Annotated in this window: 18 protein-coding genes and 1 rRNA gene; 7 read left to right on the top strand and 12 right to left on the bottom strand. The window is 72.9% G+C overall.

The window, feature by feature from the left end; translation table 11 throughout:
- Positions 1 to 208 precede the first annotated feature (208 nt).
- Together H596_RS0110570 and H596_RS0110565 are read left to right on the top strand one after the other, a co-directional pair.
- Positions 209 to 709, top strand: coding sequence for a GcrA family cell cycle regulator (locus H596_RS0110570; protein ID WP_027284867.1), 501 nt, complete (start codon positions 209 to 211; stop codon positions 707 to 709).
- A 125-nt stretch (positions 710 to 834) separates the two neighbouring features.
- Positions 835 to 1,701, top strand: a complete 867-nt coding sequence (locus H596_RS0110565; protein ID WP_027284866.1) for a DMT family transporter — start codon at positions 835 to 837, stop codon at positions 1,699 to 1,701.
- A 7-nt stretch (positions 1,702 to 1,708) separates the two neighbouring features.
- On the opposite strand, the gene pheT is transcribed toward H596_RS0110565, so the two are convergent.
- The 5 genes from pheT to H596_RS22905 form a co-directional block, all read right to left on the bottom strand.
- Positions 1,709 to 4,180 (bottom strand): phenylalanine--tRNA ligase subunit beta, encoded by a 2,472-nt coding sequence (gene pheT / locus H596_RS0110560; RefSeq protein ID WP_027284865.1) that lies wholly within the window; start codon positions 4,178 to 4,180, stop codon positions 1,709 to 1,711.
- A gap of 1 nt (position 4,181) precedes the next feature.
- Positions 4,182 to 5,270, bottom strand: coding sequence for a phenylalanine--tRNA ligase subunit alpha (gene pheS, locus H596_RS0110555; RefSeq protein WP_027284864.1), 1,089 nt, complete (start codon positions 5,268 to 5,270; stop codon positions 4,182 to 4,184).
- A 79-nt stretch (positions 5,271 to 5,349) separates the two neighbouring features.
- Complete coding sequence (rplT, locus tag H596_RS0110550) at positions 5,350 to 5,712, bottom strand: 50S ribosomal protein L20 (RefSeq protein WP_027284863.1); 363 nt, start codon at positions 5,710 to 5,712, stop codon at positions 5,350 to 5,352.
- Positions 5,713 to 5,736: 24 nt separating this feature from the next.
- Positions 5,737 to 5,943 (bottom strand): 50S ribosomal protein L35, encoded by a 207-nt coding sequence (rpmI, locus tag H596_RS0110545; protein WP_027284862.1) that lies wholly within the window; start codon positions 5,941 to 5,943, stop codon positions 5,737 to 5,739.
- 176 nt (positions 5,944 to 6,119) lie between these two features.
- The gene (locus H596_RS22905) at positions 6,120 to 6,833 is read right to left on the bottom strand and encodes a hypothetical protein (protein ID WP_156910089.1); all 714 of its coding nucleotides are present in this window, start codon (positions 6,831 to 6,833) and stop codon (positions 6,120 to 6,122) included.
- Between the two features lie 63 nt (positions 6,834 to 6,896).
- Between H596_RS22905 and dapF the strand changes: the two genes are divergently transcribed.
- The 3 genes from dapF to ftsY are packed head-to-tail and all read left to right on the top strand — an operon-like array spanning position 6,897 to position 9,923.
- A complete protein-coding gene (gene dapF, locus H596_RS0110535) occupies positions 6,897 to 7,706 on the top strand; it encodes a diaminopimelate epimerase (RefSeq protein ID WP_027284861.1) in 810 nt (269 codons plus the stop codon).
- Positions 7,648 to 8,883: a radical SAM protein gene (locus H596_RS0110530; RefSeq protein WP_051212786.1), complete on the top strand. Its 1,236-nt coding sequence runs from the start codon at positions 7,648 to 7,650 to the stop codon at positions 8,881 to 8,883. The genes dapF and H596_RS0110530 overlap by 59 nt, the downstream gene beginning before the upstream one ends.
- A complete protein-coding gene (gene ftsY / locus H596_RS0110525; RefSeq protein ID WP_027284859.1) occupies positions 8,883 to 9,923 on the top strand; it encodes a signal recognition particle-docking protein FtsY in 1,041 nt (346 codons plus the stop codon). Before H596_RS0110530 ends, ftsY begins: the two co-directional genes overlap by 1 nt.
- Here ftsY and H596_RS21065 read toward each other — a convergent pair.
- The 7 genes from H596_RS21065 to H596_RS0110490 all read right to left on the bottom strand — a co-directional run bounded on the left by H596_RS21065 (position 9,920) and on the right by H596_RS0110490 (position 14,917).
- On the bottom strand, positions 9,920 to 10,807 hold the full coding sequence (locus tag H596_RS21065) for a lipid A biosynthesis lauroyl acyltransferase (RefSeq protein WP_051212784.1): 888 nt from the start codon (positions 10,805 to 10,807) through the stop codon (positions 9,920 to 9,922). The two genes, ftsY and H596_RS21065, sit on opposite strands and share 4 nt — an antisense overlap.
- Position 10,808: 1 nt before the next feature.
- Positions 10,809 to 11,831 carry a zinc-binding dehydrogenase gene (locus tag H596_RS0110515; protein ID WP_027284858.1) on the bottom strand — a complete coding sequence of 341 codons (1,023 nt, stop codon included), beginning with the start codon at positions 11,829 to 11,831 and terminating at the stop codon, positions 10,809 to 10,811.
- Between the two features lie 34 nt (positions 11,832 to 11,865).
- On the bottom strand, positions 11,866 to 12,048 hold the full coding sequence (locus H596_RS0110510; protein WP_027284857.1) for a hypothetical protein: 183 nt from the start codon (positions 12,046 to 12,048) through the stop codon (positions 11,866 to 11,868).
- 10 nt (positions 12,049 to 12,058) lie between these two features.
- Positions 12,059 to 12,670, bottom strand: coding sequence for a non-canonical purine NTP pyrophosphatase (locus tag H596_RS0110505; RefSeq protein ID WP_027284856.1), 612 nt, complete (start codon positions 12,668 to 12,670; stop codon positions 12,059 to 12,061).
- Positions 12,671 to 12,759: 89 nt separating this feature from the next.
- The gene (rph, locus tag H596_RS0110500) at positions 12,760 to 13,476 is read right to left on the bottom strand and encodes a ribonuclease PH (protein ID WP_027284855.1); all 717 of its coding nucleotides are present in this window, start codon (positions 13,474 to 13,476) and stop codon (positions 12,760 to 12,762) included.
- An 81-nt stretch (positions 13,477 to 13,557) separates the two neighbouring features.
- Positions 13,558 to 14,184, bottom strand: coding sequence for a DUF1194 domain-containing protein (locus H596_RS21060; RefSeq protein ID WP_037300915.1), 627 nt, complete (start codon positions 14,182 to 14,184; stop codon positions 13,558 to 13,560).
- A complete protein-coding gene (locus tag H596_RS0110490) occupies positions 14,156 to 14,917 on the bottom strand; it encodes an MOSC domain-containing protein (RefSeq protein WP_027284854.1) in 762 nt (253 codons plus the stop codon). Before H596_RS0110490 ends, H596_RS21060 begins: the two co-directional genes overlap by 29 nt.
- A gap of 114 nt (positions 14,918 to 15,031) precedes the next feature.
- On the opposite strand from H596_RS0110490, the gene clpB reads away from it, so the two are divergent.
- Both clpB and H596_RS0110480 read left to right on the top strand, forming a co-directional pair.
- The gene (clpB, locus tag H596_RS0110485) at positions 15,032 to 17,629 is read left to right on the top strand and encodes an ATP-dependent chaperone ClpB (RefSeq protein ID WP_027284853.1); all 2,598 of its coding nucleotides are present in this window, start codon (positions 15,032 to 15,034) and stop codon (positions 17,627 to 17,629) included.
- Positions 17,630 to 18,070: 441 nt separating this feature from the next.
- Positions 18,071 to 19,243, top strand: a 16S ribosomal RNA gene (locus H596_RS0110480); the annotation flags it as partial.

Below are 19,243 nucleotides of genomic sequence, written 5' to 3'. Positions count from 1 at the left end.
CAAGAGTGTTTCGCGTCACATCAGAGGCATAGGCCCACGGAGGGCGGGACCGGAATCGCCGGAATCCGAACGGGATTCACCACGCTGTGGAAGTTGTGTGCGAGGGTTTTTCCACAAGTTTCTCGCGAACCGAGATAATCCAGTGCTTGTAGGTCAACACCCCTTCTTGCTACAGGATATGGTGTTCGCGTCTAAGGGGGCATCCACAATGGAATGGACGACGGAAGCGATCGACCGCCTGCGTGCTCTGTGGGCGGAGGGGCATTCGACGGCCGAGATCGGCCGCCGCATGGGGGTCTCGAAGAACGCCGTGGTGGGCAAGGCGCATCGCCTGCAGCTTCCGGCGCGGCCGAGCCCGATCCGCCGCGATCCGGCGGCGCCCCGCCCCGTGGCGGCCGGCCGCCGGCCCACCCTGCCGCCGCTGCGCGTGGTGGCGAGCATCGTCCCCGCCGCCCGGCGCGAGGAGAGCGCCGCCGTCGTCGTGCCCGTCGCGGCCGCCCCGGCGCCGGCGCCGGCGAGCAAGCCCGCCTCGGTGGTCCGGGCCTTTCCGCGCATGGGCGCGCGCTCCTGCTGCTGGCCGATCGGCGAGCCCGGCACGCCCGGCTTCAAGTTCTGCTCCGCCGAGGCGATCCCCGGGAAGCCCTATTGCGCGGAGCATGCGGCCGTCGCCTATGTCCGCGTGAAGGACCGGCGCGAGGACGCGGCCTGAGCCTCAGCGCGGCGGGGCGCGCGGCCTTCCGCCGCCCTGCGCCGGGGTGCGCCTGACCGTCCGAGGGCGGCGCTTCACCTTCGGCGCCCTCGGCCCCATGCTGGGGGCATGCCACGGCCCGCGCCATGAACCGCCCGCTCCAGGGCGTCGCCCTGCAGCTCACGGCGCTGCTGCTGTTCGTGGCGATGGACACGGTGTTCAAGCTGCTGACGGCGGATTTCCCCGTCGCGCAGCTCGCCTGGGCGCGATTCCTCTTCTCCTTCCTCTGCGTGGCGGGCTTCCTGCGGCTCTGGCTGGGCCGGCTGCCCTGGCGCTCGCGCGCGCCGGGGCTGCAGGCGCTGCGCTCGCTGCTGCTGTGCGGCTGCACCCTGTTCTTCTCGGCCGCGCTGGCGCGCATCCCGCTGGCCGACGCCACGGCGGTGGGCTTCGCCTCGCCCGTCATCACCGTGGCGCTGGCGGCGCTGCTGCTGAAGGAGGAGGTGGGCTGGCGCCGCTGGGCGGGCGTGATCCTGGGCTTCTGCGGCGTGCTGATCGCGCTGCGGCCGCCCTTCCTGACGGGCGAGCCGCTGCACTGGGCCTATCTGCTGCCGCTCGGCACCGCCACGCTCTTCGCCTTCTACCAGATCCTCACCCGCCGCCTCGCGCAGATCGACGACGCGCGGGTGACGATCTTCCACACGGGCCTCGCTGCCGCGCTGGCCACCAGCCTGTTGCAGCCCTTCGTCTTCGTGCCGCCCAGCCTGCCGCAATGGGGGGCGCTGCTGGTGCTGGGCGCGCTGGGCGCGGTGAGCCACGGGCTGCTGGTGCTGGCCTATGCGCGCGCGCCGGCCAGCCTGCTCGCGCCTCTCTCCTACACCCAGCTCATCTGGGCGAGCCTCGCGGGCGTGCTGGTCTTCGCCGACTGGCCGGATGCCATCACCCTGCTCGGCGCGGCGGTGATCGCGGCGGGCGGGCTGCTCATCGCCCTTCCGCAGCGGCGGGGCGGGCCGTAAGCGCCCTTCAGGCCCGCAGCACCCCGCCCGTCGCCTTCGCCACCGCGGCGACGATCTTCTGCCCCACCGCCTCGATCTCCGCATCCGTCAGCGTGCGCTCGCGCGGCTGCAGCACCACCTCGATGGCGAGGCTGACCTTGCCCTCGGGCAGCTTCTCGCCGGCGTAGCGGTCGAAGAGCACCACCTCGGCGATCAGCCCGCGCTCCGCGCCCTGGGCGGCGCGCAGCAGCTTCTCGGCCGGCGTCGCGGCGTCCACCAGGAAGGCGAAGTCGCGGCGGATGGGCTGGAAGGGCGGCAGCTCGGGCGCGGCCTTGCGGCGGCGCTTGGGCTCGGGGATGGCGTCGAGGAAGATCTCGAAGCCCACCGTCTCCTCGGGCAGGTCGAGGCTGCGGCAGAGCTGCGGGTGCAACTGCCCGAACCGCGCCAGCACCGTCTTCGGCCCCTGGCGCAGCACGCCCGAACGGCCCGGGTGGTAGTGCGCGGGCGCATCGGCGGTGACCTGCAGCGCGGCCATGGGCACGCCCAGCGCCTCCAGCACCGCCAGCGCATCGCCCTTGGCGTCGAAGGCGTCCAGGGCGCGGGCGGGTGCGGCCCAGTTGGCCGGCGTGCGCCCGGCGCGCAGCCCCGCGGCGATGGCGAGCTGCCCCTCGGGGCTCGGGTTCCTGTAGCCGCCGCCGATCTCGCACAGCGCCACATCGGGCAGGCCGCGCGCCGCGTTGCGCGCCGCGGCCAGCGCGAGCGAAGCAAGTGGCGTGGGCCGCATCTGGTCGAGGTCGGAGGCGATGGGGTTCTCGAGGCGCAGGCTGTCGGGCGTCTCGCCGAAGAGGGCGGCCACACGGCGTTCCAGGAAGCCGTAGGTCACGCATTCCAGCAGCCCGCGCGCGGCCAGCACCCGGCGGGCGAGCGCCGCGCGCGCCTGCTTCGCGTCCAGGGAGGGCGGGGGCACCGGGGCCGCGCGCGGCAGCGAGACGGCGGGCACCGCATCGAGCCCGCCCAGGCGCAGCACCTCCTCGATCAGGTCGCACTCCGCCTCCACCGCCGCGCAGCCCTCGGCCGCGGCGGCGGCGCGGGCGGGATCGAGCCCGGGCGCCTGGTCGAGATGGATGGGCGCGGCGATGTCGTTGCGCCAGGAGGGCACGGCCACCGTCACGCGCGCGGCGTCGCGGGCGGTGACGGAAAAGCCCAGCCGCTCGAGCCGCGCCACCGCCTCCTCGGGCGGCAGATCGAGCCCGCCCAGTTCGCCGAGCCGCGCGAAGCGCAGCGTGGCCTCGCGCCGCCAGGCGGGCTCGGCGCCGGCCTCGCTGATGCTGCTGGCCTCGCCGCCGCAGAGGTCGAGGATCATGGCGGTCGCGGCCTCCAGCCCGGGGCGGAGGAAGGCCGGATCCACGCCGCGCTCGAAGCGCGCCCGCGCATCGGTGAAAATGCCGTGCCGCCGGCCGGAGAGCGCGATGCGCACCGGGTCGAACAGCGCGCACTCGATGAAGCACTCGGTGGTGGTCTCGTCGCAGCCCGAATGCTCGCCGCCGATGATGCCGCCCAGCGCCTCGGGCCCCGCGGCGTCGGCGATCACGCCGTCCTCCGCCGTCAGCGCATAGGTCCTGCCGTTCAGCGCGAGGAGCTCCTCGCCCGGCCGGGCCATGCGCATGGCGAGGGTGTCGCCCTTCACCTTGGCCACGTCGAACACGTGCAGCGGCCGGCCCAGCGCGAAGGTGAAGAAGTTCGTCACGTCCACCAGCGCGGAGATGGGGCGCAGCCCGATGGCGGTGAGCCGGTCCTGCAGCCAGCGGGGCGAGGGGCCGTTGCGCAGGCCCCGCACCGCGCGGCCGAGCACCCAGGTGCAGGCGCGCGGATCCTCGATGCGCCAGCGCAGCGGGCTCTCATAGGCCGGCGCGATCGCGGGCGCGGCCCAGGGCCTGAGCGCGCCGAGCCCCGCGGCCGCGAGATCGCGCGCCACGCCGCGCACGGAGAGCGCATCGCCCCGGTTGGGCGTGACCTTGATCTCGATGACCGGATCATCCAGCCCCGCCCAGCGCGCGTAGCTCTCGCCGAGCGGCGCATCCGCGGGAAGCTCCACGATGCCCGAATGGTCCTCGCCGAGCCCCATCTCGCGGGCGGAGAGCATCATCGCCTCGCTCTTCACGCCGCGGATCTCGCCGGCCTTGAGGGTGATGCCCGTGCCGGGGATGAAGGCGCCGGGCAGGGCGGCCACCCCCATCATGCCCGTGCGCGCATTGGGCGCGCCGCAGACGACGGAGAGTTCGCGCCCGTCGCCCACATCCACGCGCAGCGCGCGCAGCCGGTCGGCGTTCGGGTGCGGCACGGCCTCGATGACGCGCGCGATGCGGAAGGGGGCGAGGGCGGCGGCGCGGTCCTCCACGCCCTCGACCTCGATGCCGATGGCCGAGAGCGTGGCGGTCAGGGTCTCAAGCGGCGCGTCGGTGTCGAGATGCTCGCGCAGCCAGGAGAGGGTGAACTTCATCTCACACCCCCTCGTGCAGGCTGGCCGGCGCCAGCGGATGGGCGGCGTAATGCGCGAGCCAGCGCAGATCGCCCTCGAAGAAGGGCCGCAGATCGGCCATGCCGTGCTTCAGCATGGTGATGCGCTCGATGCCCATGCCGAAGGCGAAGCCCTGCCACTGGCGCGGGTCGAGGCCGCAATTGGCCAGCACGCGCGGATGCACCATGCCGCTGCCCAGGATTTCCAGCCAGTCGCTGCCCGCGCCGAGCTCTCCGGTGCGGCGGTTCCAGCCGATGTCCACCTCCATCGAGGGTTCGGTGAAGGGGAAGTAGCTGCTGCGGAAGCGCACCGGCAGATCGGCGATGCCGAAGAAGGCGCGCAGGAAATCGGTCAGGCAGCCCTTGAGGTGGCCGAGTGTCACGCCCTGCTCGATCACCAGCCCCTCCACCTGGTGGAACATGGGCGAGTGGGTGGCGTCATGGTCCGCGCGATAGGTGCGGCCGGGGGCGATGATGCGGATGGGCGGCGGCTCGGCCAGCATGGTGCGGATTTGCAGCGGGCTGGTCTGGGTGCGCAGGACGGCGCGATGCCCCTCGATCTCGCCGGGCAGGTAGAAGGTGTCCTGGTCCTGCCGCGCGGGGTGGTGGTCGGGGATGTTAAGCGCGGCGAAATTGTGCCAGTCGCTCTCCACATCCGGCCCCTCCACGACGCGGAAGCCCATGGCGCCGAAGATCGCCGTCAGCTCCTCCATGGTGCGGGAGATGGGGTGGATGCCGCCCGCCCGTCCCCCGGGGCCGCCGGGGGCGAAGGGGCGGGGCGGCAGCGTCATGTCCTGCCGCTCGGCGGCGAGGCGGGCCTGCAGCGCCGCGGCCTCCAGCGCCTCGCGCCGCGCCTCGATGGCGGCCTCGAGCCGGGCCTTGAGCGCGTTGAGGGCCGCGCCGCGGGCCTTGCGCTCCTCCGCCGGCACGGCGCCGAGCCCCTTGAGCAGCGCGGTCAGCGCGCCGGACTTGCCCAGCACGGCCACGCGCACGGCGTCGAGCGCGCGCAGATCGGCGGCGGCGGCGAGGTCGGCCTCGGTGCGTGCGGCGAGGGCGGCGAGGTCATCGCTCATCGTCGGGAACCCATGCATGGAAAGGGGCCGCTCACGCGCCCGCGTGACGGCCCCCGTGAGAATCATCGGCGCCCGGCGCTCAGGCCGGAACGCGGGCCGCCTTCGCCTTCTCGACGATGGTGGCGAAGGCCGCGGGCTCGTCATAGGCCAGCGCGGCCAGCACCTTGCGGTCCATCTCGATGCCGGCGGCCTTGATGCCGGCGATGAACTGGGAATAGGTCATCCCGTGCTCGCGCACCGCGGCGTTGATGCGCTGGATCCAGAGGCCGCGGAACTCGCGCTTCTTGGTGCGGCGGTCGCGGTAGGCGTATTGCAGCGCCTTCTCCACGCGCTGCAGCGCGGCGCGATAGGTGGTGGAGCTGCGCCCCACATAGCCCTTGGCCTGGGCCAGGACCTTCTTGTGGCGGGCATGGGCGGCGACGCCGCGCTTCACTCGGGCCATCGGTCTTCTCCTCTCCGCGCGCGCTTACCGGGGCAGCCCGTAGGGCAGCCAGTGCTTCACCGTCTTGGCGTCCTGCGGCTCCAGCACCTGCATGCGGCGGTTCTGGCGCTTGGACTTCTGGCTGCGCGCCGAGAGGCAGTGGCGCTTGTTGCCCGGCCCGGCCTTAACCTTGCCGGTCGCGGTGATCTTGAAGCGCTTCTTGGCGCTCGAGGTCGTCTTCATCTTGGACATTGGGCCCTCCTCATGCGGTGGGATGGCGGCCCCAGGCAACCGCACCATGCGGCGGGGGCGCGCGGCCCGGCCGGGCTGTCCAAAGGCCTCGGCGCGGGGAGGCGGCGCTATAGCGGCGGTGCGGCGGGAAGTCCCCCCCGGCCGCCGCATCCCGCGGGCGCGGCCGGCGCGCGCCTCTATCCGCGCGGGCCCGAGATGGGCGGCAGCTCGTCCGCCGGCCGGGGCGGGGCGGGAACCACCGGCGGGGGCGGCACCGCTGCAGGCGCCGCCTCGGCCCCGGCCGCCACCGAGGACGGGCCGGAGGGGGCCGGGCCAGAGGGCGGAGGGGCGGCGGCGGCCGGGCCGGGGACGGCCGGGCCAGGGGCGGGCGGGGCGGAGCCGTGCTGGGCGGCGGGGGCGGGCGGCCCGCCCGCCGTGGCCGGGGCCGGGGCCGGCTCGGGCGCGGTGTAGTCCACCACGATGCGCGCCTGGGCGCCCGTGATCACCAGCACCCGGGTTCCGACCGGGATGGGTGTGGCGTCGCGCTGCGTCACGCTCACCAGCTCGCCATTGGTGCGCCGGACCACATATTCTATGGCGTCGGTGTTGGCGGTGGCGCGCTCGGCGGCCGAGCCGACCAGGCCGCCCACCAGCGCGCCGCCCACCGCGCCCAGCGCGCCGGTCACGCGGTTGCCGCCGGCGGCGCCGCCCACCACGCCGCCCGCCGCCGCGCCCGCGGCCGCGCCCGCGGTGCCGTCGGGCGCGATGGCGACGCGGCGGAAACCCGCCACCACCCCCTGCTGCACCGGGTTGGCCTGCTGCACCGCGCGGGTGGCGTATTCGTCGGCGGAGAAGCGCTCGGCGCAGGCCGCGAGCGCCAGCACCGCCAGGAGCGGAACGAGCCTTCTCATGGGCCACCACATAGGCGGCCCCGCCCCGTCGCGCCACCGCGCGGCCTGGCCTATATGCGTCCCATGCGCGTGCCCTTTCGCAAGATGCATGGCCTCGGCAATGATTTCGTGGTGCTGGACGCGCGCGCCCGCCCGCTTTCCCTGCCGCCCGAGGCCATCCGCCGCATCGGGGACCGGCATCGGGGCGTGGGCTTCGACCAGCTCGTGACGCTGGAGTCCGCGCCGGACGCCGACCTCTTCCTGCGCTTCCACAACAGCGACGGCAGCGAGGCCGGCGCCTGCGGCAACGGCACGCGCTGCGCCGCCGCCCTGGTGCTGGCCGAGACGGGGCGTCCGCGCATCGCCATCCGCACCCTGGGCGGGATGCTGGCGGCCGAGCGCCTGCCGGACGGGACGGTGCGCGTGGACATGGGCCCGCCCCGCCTGCACTGGGCGGAGGTGCCGCTGGCGCGCGAGATGGACACGCTGCATGTGCCGCTGGGCGGCTTCGACGCCGCCTGCTGCTCCATGGGCAACCCGCACGCCACCCTCTTCGTGCCCGATCTCGGGGCGCTCGACATCGCGGCCCTCGGCCCGGGGCTGGAGCATGATCCGCTCTTCCCCGAGCGCGCGAATATCGGCTTCGCGCAGATCCTCGCGCCCGACGACCTGCGCCTCACGGTCTGGGAGCGCGGGGCGGGGCTCACTCTCGCTTGCGGCTCGGGCGCCTGCGCGGCCATGGTGAACGCGGTGCGCCGGGGCCTCACCGGCCGGGCGGCGCGCATCGCCATGCCGGGGGGCGATCTCGCCCTCGAATGGCGCGAGGCGGATGGGCATGTGCTCATGGCCGGCCCCGTGGAGACGGCCTTCACCGGCGAGATCGCGCTTGGCTGAGACGCTCACCTTCGGCTGCCGGCTGAACATCGCCGAGAGCGAGACGATGCGCGCGCTGGCCGCCCGGGCCGGCTTCGCGGGGGCGCTGATCGTGAACACCTGCGCCGTCACCGCCGAGGCGGAGGCCCAGGCGCGCCAGGCCATCCGCCGCGCCCACCGCGAGAATCCCGCCCGGCCCATCCTCGTCACCGGCTGCGCCGCGCAGATCGCCCCCGCGCGCTGGGCGGCGCTGCCCGGGGTGGCGCGCGTGATCGGCAACGGCAACAAGCTGCGCCCCGAGGCCTGGGGGGAGGGCGCGCCCGCCATCGCGCGCGCCGCACCCATCGGCGTGGCCGCGGGGGGCGGCACCCGCGCCTTCCTCGCCGTGCAGCAGGGCTGCGACCATGCCTGCACCTTCTGCATCATCCCTCAGGGCCGCGGCCCCGCCCGCGCCCTGCCGGTTCCGGAGGCCGTCGCCGCCGCCCGGCGCCTCGCCCGGCACCACGCCGAGATCGTGCTGACCGGGGTGGACCTCGCCTCCCACCCCGATCTGCCCGGGCTGATCCGCACCCTGCTGCGCGAGGTGCCGGAACTGCCCCGGCTGCGCCTCTCCTCGCTCGACCCCGCGGCGCTGGACGATCGCTTCTGGGCGGTCTTCGCGGAGGAGGCGCGGCTGATGCCGCAGCTCCATCTCTCGGCCCAGCACGGGCATGACCTGATCCTCGCGCGCATGCGCCGCCGCCACCGCCGGGCCGATCTGCTGGGCCTCGCCCGCCGGGCCCGGGCCCTGCGCCCGGAGGCCGCGCTGGGGGCCGACCTCATCGCCGGCTTCCCCACCGAGACGGAGGAGCATGCCCGCGCGAGCGAGGCGCTGGTGGAGGAGGCGGGGCTCGCCTTCCTGCATGTCTTTCCCTTCTCGCCGCGCGCCGGCACGCCGGCGGCGCGCATGCCCCAGCTCGCCCCGGCGCTGCGGCGCGAGCGCGCCGCCCGGCTGCGCGCGGCGGGGGCGGCGGTGCGGGCGCGCTTCCTCGCCGGGAGGCTGGGCGCGGTGGAATCGGTGCTCTTCGAGGCGGATGGCCGGGGGATGACGGAGCAGGGCGCGCCGCTGCGCACCGCCCTCCCGCCCCCCGCGGGCACGCTCGCCCGGCTGCGCGTGGTGGCGCAGGATGGCGCGACCCTTCACGGCGAGGCGATCTGATGGCGTTGCGGGATTTCTGGGCGAAGATGCGCGGCAAGGAGGCGCCGGCCGAGGCGCCGCACCCCGCGCCGGAGGCCGGGCCCGCCCCCGCGCCGCCGCCCGCCCCCGAGCCCGAATCCCGCCCGGGCTTCCTCGCGCGCCTCAAGGCCGGGCTCGCGCGCTCCACCGCGCGGCTGACCGACTCCCTCGCCGCCGTCTTCACCCGCCGCAAGCTCGACGACGCGGCGCTGGAGGAGCTGGAGGAGACGCTCATCGCCGCCGACCTCGGCGTGGCGGCGGCGCAGCGCATCGTCGCGAGCTTCCGCAAGACGCGCTTCGGCAAGGAGGTGACGGAGGAGGAGATCAGGGCGGCGCTGGCCGAGGAGATCGCCGCCATCCTCGCCCCCGTGGCGCGGCCGCTGGTCATCGAGCCCGCCCATGCGCCGCATGTGGTGCTGGTGGTGGGGGTGAACGGCACGGGCAAGACCACCACCATCGCCAAGCTCGCCGAGCAGTATCGCGCCGAGGGGCTCACCGCCTGGATGGTGGCGGGCGACACCTTCCGCGCCGCGGCGGTGGAGCAGCTCCAGGTCTGGGGCGGGCGCACCGGGGCGCGCGTCATCGCGCCCGAGAAGCCCGGCGCGGACGCCGCGGCCCTTGCCTTCGACGCGCTGAAGCAGGCGCGCGAGGCGCGGGCCGATGTGCTGCTGGTGGACACGGCCGGGCGGCTGCACAACAAGTCCGCGCTGATGGAGGAGCTGCGCAAGGTGGTGCGCGTGCTCAGGCGGCAGGACGCGGCCCTGCCCCATTCCGTGCTGCTGGTGCTGGACGCCACCACGGGCCAGAACGCGGTGAGCCAGGTGCGCGTCTTCAAGGAGATGGTGGAGGTGACGGGCCTCGTCGTCACCAAGCTCGACGGCAGCGCCAAGGGCGGCGTGGTGGTGGCGCTGGCGCAGGAGTTCGGCCTGCCCGTGCACGCCGTGGGCGTGGGCGAGAAGGCGGCCGATCTTCGCCCCTTCGACGCGCGGGAGTTCGCGCGCAGCCTGGTGGGCCTCGATTAGCTCCGCCAGCGGCGGTGCATCCAGAGCCATTGGCCCGGATGCTCGCGGATCCAGCCCTCGACGATGCGCTGGAGCAGCGCCGTCGTCGCCGTCACATCCACCTTGCCGGCCGCATCGCGGGGCAGGTCGAGCGGGCCAAGGAGTTCCAGCCGGAAGCGGTGGCCCTCGGTGCGGATGGCGCGCATGCCATAGACCGGCGCCTCGAAGCGCCGCGCGAGCCGCGCCAGCAGCGGGTTGGAGGCGGCGGGCCGGCCGAAGAAGGGCACGAGGGGGCCGCGGCCGAAGCGCTGGTCCACCAGCATGCCGACCGAGAGGCCCGATTCGAGCGCCTGCGCCATGCGGATGGGCGCGGCCACGCCGGCGGGGATCAGCTCGCCCATGATGGGCGCGCGCAGCCGCACGATGTCCTCGGCGATGAAGCGGTTGTTGGGCGTGCGGTAGAGGATGGCGCCGCGCTGGCCCATGGCGTGCGCCACCACGGCCGGCAGCTCCCAGTTCGCGAGATGGGCGGCGAAGATCAGCACCGGCCTTCCCTCGGCCGCGAGCCGCGCGAAGGCCCGCTTCGTCGCCTCGTCGCTGAACACGCGCCCGCCGTCATGGTCCCAGATCGCGCCGAGATGCACGTATTCGCAGGCTGTGCGGCCGAGATTCTCCCACGCCTCGCGCGCGATGGCCGCGTGCTCGGCCGCGCTCATCTCCGGCAGGGCGAGGCGCAGGTTCTCCATCATGTGGCGGTGGTTGCGCGTGAGCGGGCCGAGCCGCGGCGCGAGGAAGCCGCCCAGCGCCGAGGCGCGCTCGCGCCCCAGCGCGCGCAGCGCCGCGAAGACGAGGCGCACCAGCCGCGCGAGCAGCCAGTCGCCGAGGAGGAGCAGACGCGCCTTCACCTCAGAGCGTGACGACGATCTTCCCGAACACGTTGCGCGATTCGAGCCGCGCGAGCCCCTCGGCGAAGCGCTCGAGCGGCAGCACCGTGTCCAGCACCGGGCGGATGCCCTGGGACATCTTCGCGAGGCTCTCGCCGATGTTGCGCAGGCTGCAGCCGAAGCTGCCGGTGATGCGGAGCTGGCGCTGGAAGAGCATCATCAGGTTCGTCTCGGCCGAGACGCCCGAGGTGCTGCCGCAGGTGACCAGCCGCCCGCCCATGCGCAGCGAGAGCAGCGAGCCCTGCCAGGTGGCCGCGCCCACATGCTCGAACACCACGTCCACCCCGCGCTTGCCGGTGACGCGGCGGGCCACGCTCTCGAAGCGGTCGGTGTTGTAGTTCACCACATGGTCCACGCCGAGCGCCCGGGCCTTGGCGGCCTTCATCTCGTCGCCCACCGTGCCGATCACGGTGCAGCCGATGGCCTTGGCCATGCGCACCGCGGCGCTGCCGATTCCCGAGCCCGCGGCGTGCACCAGCACCGTCTCGCCCGGCTCGAGGCGGGCGTTGTCGAAGAGCATGTGCTGCACCGTGCCGAAGGTGATGGCGGCGCAGGCGGCGTCCTCCAGCGCCACGCCCTCGGGCACGGGCACGAGCAGCCGGGCGGGCATGTTCATCAGCCCCTGGGCGAAGCCGTCCGCGTGGAAGCCGCGCACTCCGGCGACATTCTCGCAGAGATTGTCCCGCCCCTCGCGGCAGGCGCGGCAGGTTCCGCAGGTCATTCCGCCATAGGGCACGACGCGCTGGCCCGGGCGCAGCCCCGCCACGCCCTCGCCCAGCGCCACCACCTCGGCCACCGCCTCGGCGCCCACGGTCAGCGGCAGGCTGCGCCTGGCGAAGGCCATGCCGCGCCAGCCCCAGACATCGATGTGGTTGAGCGCGATGGCGCGCACGGCGATCTGCGCCTCGCCCGGGGCAGGCGGGGGCGGATCGGGCAGCTCGGTCAGGCGCAGGTCGCGGTCGGCGAGGAGGCGAAGGGCGTGCATGGCGGCGCCCGATAGCAGGGAAAAGCGCGCGCTCCTACCGCACCACCCGCGGGCCGCGGTCCACCGTCAGCCAGTCCGGCCAGCCGAAGCCGCGCTCGAGCCCCGCCAGCAGCAGCGAGACGGCGAGGGCGATCCCCAAGATCCAGAGCGTCCGGCGCGAGGGCGGGTGCCGCAGCCATTGCGCCAGCCGCAGCAGCAGGCGCATCTGCGGGTCCATGCCGGGGCTTCTATCCCGGAAGGCAGGCCGCCGCCAGCGCGGCGAAGGCCCGGGCCCGGTGCGAGAGGCGCGCCTTCTGCTCGGGCGTCATCTCCCCGAAGGTGAGGCTCTCGCCCTCGGGCACGAAGATCGGGTCGAAGCCGAAACCGTTCTCCCCGCGCGGGGGATAGACCCAGTGGCCCTCGGTGCGCCCCTCGAAGCCCTCGCAATGCCCGTCCGGCCAGGCGAGGACGAGGGTGGCGACGAAGGCGCAGCGGCGGTCGGGGTTCGCGCCCGCCTCGCGGGCGATGCGCGCCATGGCGGGGCGGTAGTCCCGCGAGCCGTCGGGCTGGGTGGCCCAGTCGGCCGTGTGCACGCCGGGCGCGCCGCCCAGCGCCGCCACCTCGCATCCGCTGTCGTCGGCGAGCGCGGGCAGGCCGGTGGCCCGCGTGGCCGCCAGCGCCTTGATGCGCGCGTTCTCGAGGAAGGTGCTGCCCGTCTCCGCCGGCTCCGGCAGGCCGAGCGCCTTGGCCGAGACGAGCTCCAGCCCATGGGGCGCGAGCAGCGCCGCGAACTCCCGCAGCTTGCCGGCATTGTGGCTGGCCAGCACCAGCCGCCCGGGCGCGAGGCGGCGATGCGTCATGCCAGCGGCCGCTGGCATGCCCTTGTCCTGGCACGCCGCCGCCCGCCAACCCGGCGTGCGCGAGCCCTCCGGCGTGACCTCCGGCCGACTCACAGCCCCACCGCCGCCTTCTGCTGCGCGACGAGCTGCGCCACGCCGTCGCGCGCGAGGTCGAGCATGGCGAGGAACTGCGCCTCGGTGAACACCGCGCCCTCGGCGGTCGCCTGCACCTCGACCAGCGCGCCCGCGCCGGTCAGCACGAAATTGGCGTCCGCCTCGGCCGCGCTGTCCTCGGCGTAGTCGAGGTCGAGGATCGCCTCGCCCTCCCGGATGCCGCAGGAGACGGCGGCCACATGGTCGTTGAGCGGCACGGCGCCCATGATGTTGTTGCGCACGCAATGCTGGAAGGCGAGGTGCAGCGCCACCCAGGCGCCGGTGATGGCGGCGCAGCGCGTGCCGCCATCGGCGTTGATCACGTCGCAGTCGAGGGTGATGGTCATCTCGCCCATCGCCTTGCGGTCCACCACCGCGCGCAGGGCGCGGCCGATCAGGCGCTGGATCTCCTGCGTCCGGCCGGACTGCTTGCCGCGCGCCGCCTCGCGCTCGCCGCGGGTGTGGGTGGCCCGCGGCAGCATGCCGTATTCGGCCGTGACCCAGCCGATGCCCTGGTTGCGCAGGAAGGGCGGCACCCGGCCCTCGACGCTGGCGGCGCAGAGCACCTCGGTCTGGCCCATGCGGATCAGGCAGGAGCCCTCGGCGTGGCGGGCCACGCCGGTCTCGATGCGGATGGGGCGCAGCGCGTCGGCGGCGCGGCCGGATGGGCGCATGGTGGTGTCCTCGCTGGAAGGGGGCGCACCATACGCGCGCGCGCCGTTCTGACCAGGGGGCGCCCCAGGGGGCGCCGAGGCTCACGCGATGCCGGGCGGGGCGGGCGCCATCTCGCGCAGCAGCTTGCGCAGCATGGCCTCGGCGAAGGCGGCGTAGTCGGGGCAGGCCATGGCGAAGGCGCCGGGGCCGCCGATCACCTCCTCCTCCATGTAGCCGAGCAGATCAGGCTCCTCGTTCAGCACGGCCAGCGCGTTGATCGCGACGGCGGAGGCGGCCGCGAGGTCGCGCAGCGGCGCGGGCGGGCGGCCGCGATTGCTGCGCCCATCGCCCGAGACATCCACCGCGGCGCGCCGCGCGGGCCAGGGGCAGGCGGCGAGCAGGCGCAGCGCGGCGGCCAGCGCCTCGCCGAGCGCGGTGGCGCCCGCGGCCGGCAGGCGCGGCGTGGCCGAGAGCGCCTCGGCCAGCGCCTCCGCCTCGGCGGGCACGGCGATGCGCCGCCAGGGCAGCGCCACCTCCTGCGCCTCGGACCAGAACAGCACGGCCACCGCGAGGCCCGCGGCCGGCAGCGCCGCGTGCAGCCGCGCATCCCGCCAGGCCAGGGCGAGCCCCTCCACCATCAGGCCGAACTCGTCACGGTCCACGCTGGCCGAGACATCCACGGCCAGCACCAGCGCGAGTTCAGACGGGCGCGAGGGGTTCGAGCGCATCGCCCACCGCGACGGGCCCGCCCTCGATCACCTCGGCCTGCACGCCCAGATCGGCATGGCCGAAGGCCTCGCGCAGCACGCGCGGGGGGTTGGCGTCGCGCTCGCCCGTCTCCGGATTCACCTCCGTGGCGGGGCAGCGCACGATGCGCTTCCAGACGCGCAGCCGCGCCGCGCCGAGCTGGATCTCCTGGCCGAGCAGGGCGAAATCCCCCCACTCGACCCCGCCCGAGACGTAGATGTTCGCCCGGAAGCGCAGCGGATCGAGCCGCATGCCGTGCGCGCGCTCCAGCGCGGCGAGGCTGGCGAGCGAGATGATGGAGACGGATTTCTGCGGGATGTCGGTGAAGCAGTGGCCCGGCGCCTCGACGAAGCGCAGCCGCCCGCGCGCCTCGTCGCCCAGGAAGGCGGTGAGCACATCCTCCACCAGCGCGCGGCCGGCGGGGCTGCGGATGTCGGCCACCAGCGGGGGGCCGTCCGGCAGGCGCAGGGCGAGCTGGCCGCGCTGCGGGTCGAAGGCGGTGTGGATGCGCGCGAGCCGCGCATTCGCCATCAGGCAGGCGAAGTTCGTCTTGCGCATCCAGGAGGGCGCGGCCGGGTCGAAGGCGCAATCCCCCTGCGCGAGCGCGAAGCGCCGGTCATGCGGCAGGCATTCGCCGGGGGAGAGGGCGACCTCCTCCAGGGCCTCGGCCGAGAACCCCTTCACCGGGTAGCGGTAGATGTGCTCGACGCGCATGGCTCACGGCCCGAAACCTCTTGAACCGACTGTGGCAGAGTTCCCACACTCTCCTCAAGCCGCCCCGCCCGATCGGGGGGTCGGCGTCACAGGTCGCCTCACGGAGGGACAGGAATGGACATCGAGAAATTCACCGAGCGCGCCCGCGGTTTCATCCAGGCCGCGCAGACCATCGCGATCCGCGAATACCACCAGCGTCTGACGCCGGAGCATCTGCTCAAGGCGCTCCTGGATGACGAGCAGGGCGCGGCCTCGGGGCTGATCGCCGCGGCCGGGGGCGATGCGGCGGCCGTGAAGGCGGCGGTGCAGGCGGAGCTCGCGAAGCTGCCCGCGGTGCAGGGCGGGGGTGCCGGCCAGCCCGGCGCCACGCCGGAGTTCGTGCGCGCGCTGGACGCCGCCCAGCAATCCGCCCAGAAGGCCGGCGACGCCTATGTGGCGCAGGACCGCATGCTGCTCGGCCTCGCGCAGACGGCGAGCGGGGCGCAGAAGGCGCTGCAGGCGGGCCGCGTGACGGCGGCGAAGCTCGAGGAGGCGATCGCGCGGCTGCGCAAGGGCCGGCGCGTGGACGCCCCCAACGCCGAGGAGAGCTTCGACGCGCTGAAGAAATACGCGCGCGACATCACCGAGGCGGCGCGCAACGGCAAGCTCGACCCCGTGATCGGCCGCGACGAGGAAATCCGCCGCACCATCCAGGTTCTGGCCCGGCGCACCAAGAACAACCCCGTGCTGATCGGCGAGCCCGGCGTGGGCAAGACCGCCATCGTCGAGGGGCTGGCCCTGCGCGTGGCCAAGGGCGACGTGCCCGAGGCGCTGAAGGACAAGCGCGTGATGGCGCTCGACCTCGGCGCTATGGTCGCGGGCGCGAAGTATCGCGGCGAGTTCGAGGAGCGCCTGAAGGGCGTGCTGAAGGAGGTGGAGAGCGCCGAGGGCGGCATCATCCTCTTCATCGACGAGCTGCACACGCTGGTGGGCGCGGGCAAGGCGGACGGCGCGATGGACGCCTCCAACCTGCTCAAGCCCGCGCTGGCGCGCGGCGAGCTGCACTGCATCGGCGCCACCACGCTCGACGAATACCGCAAGCACATCGAAAAGGACGCGGCGCTGGCGCGGCGCTTCCAGCCCGTCTTCGTGGGCGAGCCGAGCGTGGAGGACACCATCTCCATCCTGCGCGGCATCCGCGAGAAGTACGAGCTGCACCACGGCGTGCGCATCACCGACGGCGCGCTGGTGGCCGCGGCCACCCTCTCCAACCGCTACATCACCGACCGCTTCCTGCCCGACAAGGCGATCGACCTGGTGGACGAGGCGGCGAGCCGGCTGCGCATGCAGGTGGACAGCAAGCCCGAGGAGCTGGACGAGCTCGACCGGCGCCTGCTGCAGCTCAAGATCGAGCGCGAGGCGCTGAAGCGTGAGGAGGACGCCGCCTCGAAGGAGCGGCTGGCCCGGCTGGAGCGCGAGGTGGCGGAGCTCGAGGAGAAATCCGCCGAGATGACCGCCGCCTGGGAGGCCGAGAAGGGCCGCGTGGTGGAGAGCCAGAAGCTGAAGGAGCAGCTCGACGCCGCGCGCACCGAGCAGGAGCTGGCCGAACGCCGGGGCGACCTGAACAAGGCCGCCGAGCTGCGCTACGGCACCATCCCCGCGCTCGAGAAGAAGCTGGCCGAGGCGGCGGCGGGCGGCGCGAAGCTGGTCAACGAGGCGGTGACCGAGGAGGGCATCGCCGCGGTGGTGAGCCGCTGGACCGGCATCCCCGTCGAGAAGATGCTGGAGGGCGAGCGCGCCAAGCTGCTGCGCATGGAGGAGGAGCTGCGCCGGCGCGTCGTCGGCCAGGAGGAGGCGCTGGAGGCCGTCAGCAAGGCGGTGCGCCGCGCCCGCGCCGGGCTGCAGGATCCGAGCCGGCCCATCGGCAGCTTCCTCTTCCTCGGGCCCACGGGCGTGGGCAAGACGGAGCTCGTCAAGGCCGTCGCGGCCTTCCTCTTCGACGACGAGCGGGCGATGACGCGCATCGACATGAGCGAGTTCATGGAGAAGCACGCCGTCTCCCGCCTGATCGGCGCCCCGCCGGGCTATGTCGGCTATGAGGAGGGCGGCGCGCTGACGGAAGCCGTGCGGCGCCGGCCCTACCAGGTGATCCTGTTCGACGAGGTGGAGAAGGCGCACGAGGACGTGTTCAACGTGCTGCTGCAGGTGCTGGACGACGGGCGTCTGACCGACGGCCAGGGCCGGACGGTGGATTTCCGCAACACCATCATCGTGCTGACCAGCAACCTCGGCGCCCAGGCCATCGCCGATCTGCCCGACGGGGCGGATGTGGAGGAGGCGCGGCCGGCCGTGATGCGCGCGGTGCGCGAGCGGTTCCGGCCGGAGTTCCTGAACCGGCTGGATGAGATCGTGCTCTTCCGCCGCCTCGCGCGGGAGGACATGGGGGCGATCGTGCAGATCCAGTTCGGCCGCCTGCGCCGGCTGCTGGAGGACAGGCAGATCGCGGTCCGGCTGACGGACGCCGCGGTGGAGTGGCTCTCCGAGGCGGGCTACGACCCGGTCTATGGGGCGCGGCCGCTGCGGCGGGTGATCCAGCGCCATGTGCAGGACCGGCTGGCCGGCATGCTGCTGGAAGGCGCGGTGAAGCCGGGCGAGACGGTGCTGGTGGACGCCTCGCCCGACGGTTTGGAGCTGCGCGTGCTGGCGGAGGAGGCGGAGGCGAAGGCGGCATAGCCGCCATGTCTCCGCGGCATGGCCGCGGGGTTTACAGGGGGGCGGCCTCTGCGTAGAAGCCGCCCCCACGCCGCGGGGCGATGCTCCCGGCGAGACGAGAAAAAGCCGATGCCGTCGCCGAGGCGGTGCGGGGTTCTCGTCGGGAAGGTCACTTCCTCGCTGTTTCACAACCGCATCTGATCATGCAGTGTTGATTGATACGCGCGTTTGGTGTGTTTTTTGGTGATGATGGCTGGTGCTGACTTATGGTGCTGGTCTGGTGACGATGGGTTGGGATGCGTGGTTGGCGCTGCTGTGGCCTGTTGGGGTCATGGTGGGTGTTGGCTGTGTGTTTGGTCTATTGTTGCTGGGCTTTGAGTGCTGTGGGTTGGGTGCTGGCTGTGGGGTTGGGATTGGTGGTTTGTGATGCCTGCTGGGTTATGTCCTGGTGGGTGTTGTGATGAACCTGAGAGTTTGATCCTGGCTCAGAGCGAACGCTGGCGGAATGCTTAACACATGCAAGTCGTACGGGCAGCTTCGGCTGTCAGTGGCGGACGGGTGAGTAACGCGTAGGAACGTGTCCTGTGATGGGGGATAACGCTGGGAAACTGGCGCTAATACCGCATATCTCCTGAGGGGGAAAGCCGCGAGGCGTCATGGGAGCGGCCTGCGTCCGATTAGGTAGTTGGTGGGGTAAAGGCCTACCAAGCCTTCGATCGGTAGCTGGTCTGAGAGGATGATCAGCCACACTGGGACTGAGACACGGCCCAGACTCCTACGGGAGGCAGCAGTGGGGAATATTGGACAATGGGCGCAAGCCTGATCCAGCAATTCCGCGTGGGTGAAGAAGGTCTTCGGATTGTAAAGCCCTTTCGGCAGGGACGATGATGACGGTACCTGCAGAAGAAGCCCCGGCTAACTTCGTGCCAGCAGCCGCGGTAATACGAAGGGGGCTAGCGTTGCTCGGAATGACTGGGCGTAAAGGGCGCGTAGGCGGTTTACACAGTCAGGCGTGAAATTCCTGGGCTTAACCTGGGGGCTGCGTTTGATACGTGTAGACTTGAGGGTGGAAGAGGCTCGTGGAATTCCCAGTGTAGAGGTGAAATTCGTAGATATTGGGAAGAACACCGGTGGCGAAGGCGGCGAGCTGGTCCATTTCTGACGCTGAGGCGCGAAAGCGTGGGGAGCAAACAGGATTAGATACCCTGGTAGTCCACGCTGTAAACGATGTGCGCTGGATGTTGGGGGGCTTAGCCCTTCAGTGTCGTAGCTAACGCGATAAGCGCACCGCCTGGGGAGTACGGCCGCAAGGTTGAAACTCAAAGGAATTGACGGGGGCCCGCACAAGCGGTGGAGCATGTGGTTTAATTCGAAGCAACGCGCAGAACCTTACCAGCTCTTGACATCCGTCGAACTTCGCAGAGATGCGTTGGTGCCCGCAAGGGAGCGGCGAGACAGGTGCTGCATGGCTGTCGTCAGCTCGTGTCGTGAGATGTTGGGTTAAGTCCCGCAACGAGCGCAACCCTCGCCTCTAGTTGCCAGCATGTTTGGGTGGGCACTCTAGAGGAACTGCCGGTGACAAGCCGGAGGAAGGTGGGGATGACGTCAAGTCCTCATGGCCCTTATGAGCTGGGC

The sequence above is a fragment of the Rubritepida flocculans DSM 14296 genome (assembly GCF_000425365.1).
In the GTDB taxonomy this organism is placed as follows: Bacteria; Pseudomonadota; Alphaproteobacteria; order Acetobacterales; family Acetobacteraceae; genus Roseococcus; species Roseococcus flocculans.
Note: the sequence above shows the minus strand (reverse complement) of the source record. Positions and strands in the feature narration are given on the sequence as shown.

What these genes read in the sequence shown, in the direction of transcription:
- H596_RS0110505 (WP_027284856.1), bottom strand. Translation starts at nt 12,670, where the DNA reads ATGACGCATCGCCGCCTCGCGCCCGGGCGGCTGGTGCTGGCCAGCCAC.
- H596_RS0110490 (WP_027284854.1), bottom strand. Translation starts at nt 14,917, where the DNA reads ATGCGCGTCGAGCACATCTACCGCTACCCGGTGAAGGGGTTCTCGGCC.
- pheT (WP_027284865.1), bottom strand. Translation starts at nt 4,180, where the DNA reads ATGAAGTTCACCCTCTCCTGGCTGCGCGAGCATCTCGACACCGACGCG.
- H596_RS0110570 (WP_027284867.1), top strand. Translation starts at nt 209, where the DNA reads ATGGAATGGACGACGGAAGCGATCGACCGCCTGCGTGCTCTGTGGGCG.
- dapF (WP_027284861.1), top strand. Translation starts at nt 6,897, where the DNA reads ATGCGCGTGCCCTTTCGCAAGATGCATGGCCTCGGCAATGATTTCGTG.
- H596_RS0110515 (WP_027284858.1), bottom strand. Translation starts at nt 11,831, where the DNA reads ATGCACGCCCTTCGCCTCCTCGCCGACCGCGACCTGCGCCTGACCGAG.
- H596_RS0110565 (WP_027284866.1), top strand. Translation starts at nt 835, where the DNA reads ATGAACCGCCCGCTCCAGGGCGTCGCCCTGCAGCTCACGGCGCTGCTG.
- rplT (WP_027284863.1), bottom strand. Translation starts at nt 5,712, where the DNA reads ATGGCCCGAGTGAAGCGCGGCGTCGCCGCCCATGCCCGCCACAAGAAG.
- ftsY (WP_027284859.1), top strand. Translation starts at nt 8,883, where the DNA reads ATGGCGTTGCGGGATTTCTGGGCGAAGATGCGCGGCAAGGAGGCGCCG.
- H596_RS22905 (WP_156910089.1), bottom strand. Translation starts at nt 6,833, where the DNA reads ATGAGAAGGCTCGTTCCGCTCCTGGCGGTGCTGGCGCTCGCGGCCTGC.
- H596_RS0110510 (WP_027284857.1), bottom strand. Translation starts at nt 12,048, where the DNA reads ATGGACCCGCAGATGCGCCTGCTGCTGCGGCTGGCGCAATGGCTGCGG.
- clpB (WP_027284853.1), top strand. Translation starts at nt 15,032, where the DNA reads ATGGACATCGAGAAATTCACCGAGCGCGCCCGCGGTTTCATCCAGGCC.
- H596_RS21060 (WP_037300915.1), bottom strand. Translation starts at nt 14,184, where the DNA reads ATGCGCTCGAACCCCTCGCGCCCGTCTGAACTCGCGCTGGTGCTGGCC.
- pheS (WP_027284864.1), bottom strand. Translation starts at nt 5,270, where the DNA reads ATGAGCGATGACCTCGCCGCCCTCGCCGCACGCACCGAGGCCGACCTC.
- rph (WP_027284855.1), bottom strand. Translation starts at nt 13,476, where the DNA reads ATGCGCCCATCCGGCCGCGCCGCCGACGCGCTGCGCCCCATCCGCATC.
- H596_RS0110530 (WP_051212786.1), top strand. Translation starts at nt 7,648, where the DNA reads ATGTGCTCATGGCCGGCCCCGTGGAGACGGCCTTCACCGGCGAGATCG.
- rpmI (WP_027284862.1), bottom strand. Translation starts at nt 5,943, where the DNA reads ATGTCCAAGATGAAGACGACCTCGAGCGCCAAGAAGCGCTTCAAGATC.